Genomic DNA, 4,961 nt, shown 5'->3' on the forward strand with positions numbered 1-4,961 from the left:
GTCTAAAGTCATCAATGCTTAATGTATCAAACATTTCAACAAGGAGTTCAGGAATCTTGATATTTGAAATTTGCATCAAAGGTTTTACCTCTAATTTTTCAAAAATATCTATTGCCAAAGAGGCAACACTTGAGAGTTTTTTCTCACCCATAAACTCAACACCCACCTGATACTGTTCAGTAGTAGGGTAAGTAAAAACAGGCTGAATGTAAAACCATTTTTTTTGTGTTGTATTCTTACCGAGTCGTTTCTCTATAATACGAACAACATCAATGGTAGAGTCAGCACGCAAAGAGAGTGAATTGTTCTTTTCATCATTAATGCGAATGAGCTCTCTCTCATCAGCAATACTCTTATGCTGGTGATATGAAAAAATAGGCGTTACTATCTCTTCAAAACCATTTGCATCCAAAATATCACTTGCAACTCTCTCTATATCTCTTTTTACTTTGGCACTTTTACCAAAATAGAGCTTGCTTCCGTGTGGAATTTCATGTTCAAGTATCATTTATCTATATCTCTTTCTTTTCTAGGGCAGATTTAAAATATGTTTCATTAAATACTTTTGAAGCAAGACCAGTGTACTCCAAGCGTCCCATACGGTGTAAAATAAGCTCTATTGAGTTTACTACCCAAGCAGACTCATATACAGGAATGATTCCCATCTGATTTATACGGAAGATTTTTCCTTTCAGATGGTCTTGCCCACCTGCCACATTCACACCATACTCTTCTTTTAAAGCAGAACGGATTTTTGAGGCATCTGCATCATCAATAGTTGTCATGCTTCTTGCAGGAACTTTTGGATAGCTATGAAGCCCTATCGCTTCAAGTGCTGCTCTTGTCGCTTTTGCGCGTCGTGCAGTATCACAATAGAGCAGACCAAGTCCACCCTCTCTCTCTATCATCTCAAAAACTTCTAAAAGTCCTATAATGAGTGTCGTAGCAGCTGTATATGCAGTTGTATTTTGACGCTGTTTTTTGATTTCAGAAGCAAGGTTAAAGTAGTAGCCTACACCTGCACCAATTTTCTCTATAGCTGCGTTTGAAAGGCCTAAAATTGCAAGTCCTGGTGGCAACATAAGTGCCTTTTGACTTCCTGCAATTAAACAATCAATATTTGTCACATCAATACGCTCAACACCTATAGCAGTAATACCATCAGCAATAATCATAATCTCAGGATTTATCTCTTTTACAGCCTTTGCAAGCTCTTCTACAGGATGGCGAAGTCCACCTGCTGATTCGCTAATTTGTACAGCTATTGCATCGATGTCTGCGTTTGCTTTTACTGCGTTTAGTACATCTTCTACACTTACAGGTGTATCCCACTCGTTCTTAATCTCTACATTTTTAAGCCCGTGCGCCGTTGCAATTTTGCCAAAACGCTCACCAAACTTTCCAGAGTTTACACTTAAAAGTGTGTTTTTACAGAGATTAATAACAGCTGCTTCCATAGCTCCTGTTCCGCTTGATGCTATCATCACCACTTCATCAGTAGCAAAAAGGTTAAAAAGGTGCTTACGCGTTTTTTCAAAAATAGCTTCAAATTCCGGTGTACGATGGTGCATCGTCTCATCGCTCATTGCATTACGAACATTTTGTGGAACTGGAGTTGGACCGGGAGTAAAAAGTAACATATTGTATTTCCTAATGGGTTTAGTGTTTAAAATAAAACCTCGTATTATAGCGAAATAAGTTTAAATTTTAAAAATATGCTAAAATAGCATTTTTAAAAGGACAAATATGACAATTTATGATTCTATAATTTTAGGTGTTATTGAAGGTTTTACAGAATTTCTACCTATCTCCTCTACAGGACATATGATAGTAGCTAGTAAGTTTATGGGCATAGACCAGACAAGTGTGACAAAAGCATACGAGGTTATCATCCAGTTCGCTGCAATATTGGCAGTCATTTTTAACTATAAAGAGAAATTTACACTTGAAAAAATTGAACTTTGGAAAAGAGTATTTTTAGCATTTTTACCTATTGGATTTGTTGGATTTATCTTTTCACATCAGATAAAAGAGTTATTTAGCATCAATATTGTGGCTATTATGTTCATCATTGGGGGTATTATCTTTTTGATTGTAGAAAAGTTCTATATTCCAAATGAAGAGCACCTTACAGACGATGTAGAAGCCGTTACCTACAAACAATCTATGTGGATAGGAATTGCACAAGTATTCGCCCTTATTCCGGGTACTTCACGAGCTGGTTCGACCATCATTGGCGCACTCCTTGTCGGTATGAGTCGTAAAGCGAGTGCGGAGTTTAGTTTCTTGCTGGCTTTTCCTGTAATGAGTGCTGTCACTGCTCACGACATTGTTAAATACTACCATGATTTTTCAGGAGCAAACTTAGAAGTTCTTATAGTAGGATTTGTCGTTGCGTTTATAGTCGCATACCTCACCATCAAACTCTTTTTAGCATTTTTAGAAAAGTTCACTTTCGTTGCGTTTGGAGTCTATAGAATTATCTTTGGTGCCTTTTTATTACTAGTATTTAATTAAGGAATAGCAATTGCTGTCCTTTAACATATTTAAATGTTAAAGGAGATATTATGCAATATTTAAGCAAATATAACGCCCATCTACATTCAGTTTTAGAGAGATTTGAAGATTCTTTCTACAAATTAAGTTGTAAAATTTTATAAAACTCTTAATATATAAGAAGCTAAAAAGAGTGCTTGAGAACGGTGGGAGAGTTTTTTCTTTATCTCATTATCAAGCTCTCCAAGCGTTTTATCATACCCTAGAGGTATGAACGTAGGATCATATCCAAAACCACCCTCACCACGCGCCTCAGTAATTGCACTGCCATACATCCAACCATGTACTGTCTTTTCAATTCCCTTTGTTACTATCGCAATGGCTGCCGTATAAAAAGCTGGAGAACTCATTACCCCCTTTGCTTTTATATCTTCCATCAATTTATACAAATTATCTTTGTCACTCGCATTTTCACCTGCGTATCTTGCACTGTAAATTCCCGGCGCACCATCAAGCACTTCTACACTAATGCCACTATCATCTGCCATCACTATAACATCTTCATCTCCAAGTGCTTCATAAACTGCTCTTGCTTTTATAAGTGCATTTTCTTTAAAAGTATCTGCGTCTTCTACTATCTCAAACGCGGGTATCAACTCTGTGTATGCAACAACTTCATACTCTGTGCACAGCTCTTTTATCTCTCTTACTTTGCCCTTGTTTGAAGTCGCCAGTACTAATTTTTTCAACTTTTTTCCTTAAATTATCTTTTAAATTATATCTTTTATCTTTTGCAAATCAATTATAAATAATAGTTGCTCTATAATTTCAAAATTATACTATAAAAGGCTTGCTATGTTTAAAAAAGTTTTACCCCTCTCAAGTATTTTGTTCCTTAGATTTTTGGGACTCTTTCTTGTTTTACCCGTTCTTTCAGTTTATGCCCTCTCTCTTAAGGGTGCAACACCTCTTTTAGTTGGTGTTATTGTTGGTGGATATGCACTTACTCAAGCTGCGTTTCAAATCCCATTTGGTTCTATGAGTGACAGGATAGGAAGAAAACCTACTCTCTTTATTGGTCTTGTTATTTTTATGATTGGTTCTTTTATAGCAGGCTATGCAGACAATATCTATACACTTATGCTAGGGCGTTTTTTACAAGGTGCTGGTGCTATTGGTTCTGTTGTTGTTGCTATGATTTCTGATTTGGTTGAAGAAAAAACTCGCGGTCATGCTATGGCTATTATGGGTGGTTTTATCGCTATGAGTTTTGCAGTTGCTATGGTTGCAGGACCTGTTCTTGGTGGTATGTATGGTGTAGGTAATCTCTTCTACATTACAGCTGGACTCTCTTTACTCGCTATGATTTTACTCTTTACAAAGGTTCCAACTCCTCCAAAAATTGTACATATTTACAACAAAAAGGCTAAAATCTCAGAGATTTTAAAAGATAAAAACCTTTTTAATATGGTTATAGTTGATTCTATGCAAAAAGGTCTGATGACTATGGCATTTGTTTTAATTCCTGTATTTTTAACACATGCTAACTACCATTTTGACTGGGCAAAAACTGAGCTTTGGAAAGTATATGTTCCAGCCATGGTTCTGGGCATTGTAGCAATGGGACCTGCCGCTGTTTTTGGTGAAAAATACAATAAACCAAAAACAATTTTTTTAATAGCTATTGTACTTTTTATACTCTCATTTGCTATTATGGGGCTTACAAATTCAAGTCTTGTATTTGTAATCGGTGTTATATTTTTCTTTATTGCGTTTAATATGATGGAGCCACTAGTACAATCAATGATAAGTAAATTCGCTAAAGTGCATCAAAAAGGTACTGCATTAGGAATTGCAAATACATCAGCATATCTTTCAACATTCGTTGGTGCTATGATTGCTGGTATTATGATGGGAATGGCAGATAGAAGCACCATTGGAATTAGCGTCGCTGTTGTTGCATTTATATGGTTATTATGGATGTTTTTTAGATTTGAAAATCCAACGAAACATGAATTTTTATTTGTACCTCTTAGTGAAGTAGATATGGATAAACTTAAAAATTTAGAACATGAACATATTGCAGAGTGGTATATTAATGATACAGAAAAATTAGCTGTTGTTAAATATGTGAGTGAAAAACTTACAGAAGATGAGATAGAAGCAAAAATTATAAAATAACTATATCGCCAAAATTATTGGCGATATATAAAAAGTAAAGCTTACTTTTTATTAGGTACTACATACATATTGAAGTAACGGCCTTCAAATTTTGGTGGTTTTTCCATTACAGCAATATCTTCAACCATTGGCCAAACTTGTAAAAGAACCTCTTTTGCTGCTTCAGGATGTGCCATTTCACGACCTCGTAAAAATACACGAAATTTTACATGATAACCTTTTTCAAGGAACTCTCTTGCATGTTTTACTTTGTATGCTACATCATTTTCTGCAATTTTTACAGA

General features: G+C 35.5%; 6 protein-coding genes. 2 read left to right on the forward strand and 4 right to left on the reverse strand.

The features are described from left to right. Positions 1-508: ATP phosphoribosyltransferase regulatory subunit (locus tag MVY38_RS02610; protein ID WP_297483317.1), on the reverse strand; the 508-nt coding region annotated here is incomplete at its 3' end. A gap of 4 nt (positions 509-512) precedes the next feature. After that, complete coding sequence (locus MVY38_RS02615) at positions 513-1,640, reverse strand: aminotransferase class V-fold PLP-dependent enzyme (protein ID WP_297483320.1); 1,128 nt, start codon at positions 1,638-1,640, stop codon at positions 513-515. Positions 1,641-1,746: 106 nt separating this feature from the next. Between MVY38_RS02615 and MVY38_RS02620 the strand changes: the two genes are divergently transcribed. Beyond that, on the forward strand, positions 1,747-2,517 hold the full coding sequence (locus MVY38_RS02620; RefSeq protein WP_297483323.1) for an undecaprenyl-diphosphate phosphatase: 771 nt from the start codon (positions 1,747-1,749) through the stop codon (positions 2,515-2,517). A 137-nt stretch (positions 2,518-2,654) separates the two neighbouring features. Here the strand turns inward: MVY38_RS02620 and rdgB are convergent, their stop codons facing one another. Continuing rightward, positions 2,655-3,245, reverse strand: coding sequence for an RdgB/HAM1 family non-canonical purine NTP pyrophosphatase (rdgB, locus tag MVY38_RS02625; RefSeq protein ID WP_297483327.1), 591 nt, complete (start codon positions 3,243-3,245; stop codon positions 2,655-2,657). Positions 3,246-3,351: 106 nt separating this feature from the next. Between rdgB and MVY38_RS02630 the strand changes: the two genes are divergently transcribed. After that, positions 3,352-4,677 carry an MFS transporter gene (locus MVY38_RS02630; RefSeq protein WP_297483329.1) on the forward strand — a complete coding sequence of 442 codons (1,326 nt, stop codon included), beginning with the start codon at positions 3,352-3,354 and terminating at the stop codon, positions 4,675-4,677. Positions 4,678-4,718: 41 nt separating this feature from the next. Here MVY38_RS02630 and infC read toward each other — a convergent pair. After that, positions 4,719-4,961: translation initiation factor IF-3 (gene infC, locus MVY38_RS02635; RefSeq protein WP_297483331.1), on the reverse strand; the 243-nt coding region annotated here is incomplete at its 5' end.

Origin of the sequence: Sulfurimonas sp., from assembly GCF_027056685.1 — a bacterium.
GTDB lineage: Bacteria > Campylobacterota > Campylobacteria > Campylobacterales > Sulfurimonadaceae > Sulfurimonas.

Excerpts from the sequence above, each read along its gene's own strand:
- MVY38_RS02615 (WP_297483320.1), bottom strand. The coding sequence starts at position 1,640 with ATGTTACTTTTTACTCCCGGTCCAACTCCAGTTCCACAAAATGTTCGT.
- MVY38_RS02620 (WP_297483323.1), top strand. The coding sequence starts at position 1,747 with ATGACAATTTATGATTCTATAATTTTAGGTGTTATTGAAGGTTTTACA.
- MVY38_RS02630 (WP_297483329.1), top strand. The coding sequence starts at position 3,352 with ATGTTTAAAAAAGTTTTACCCCTCTCAAGTATTTTGTTCCTTAGATTT.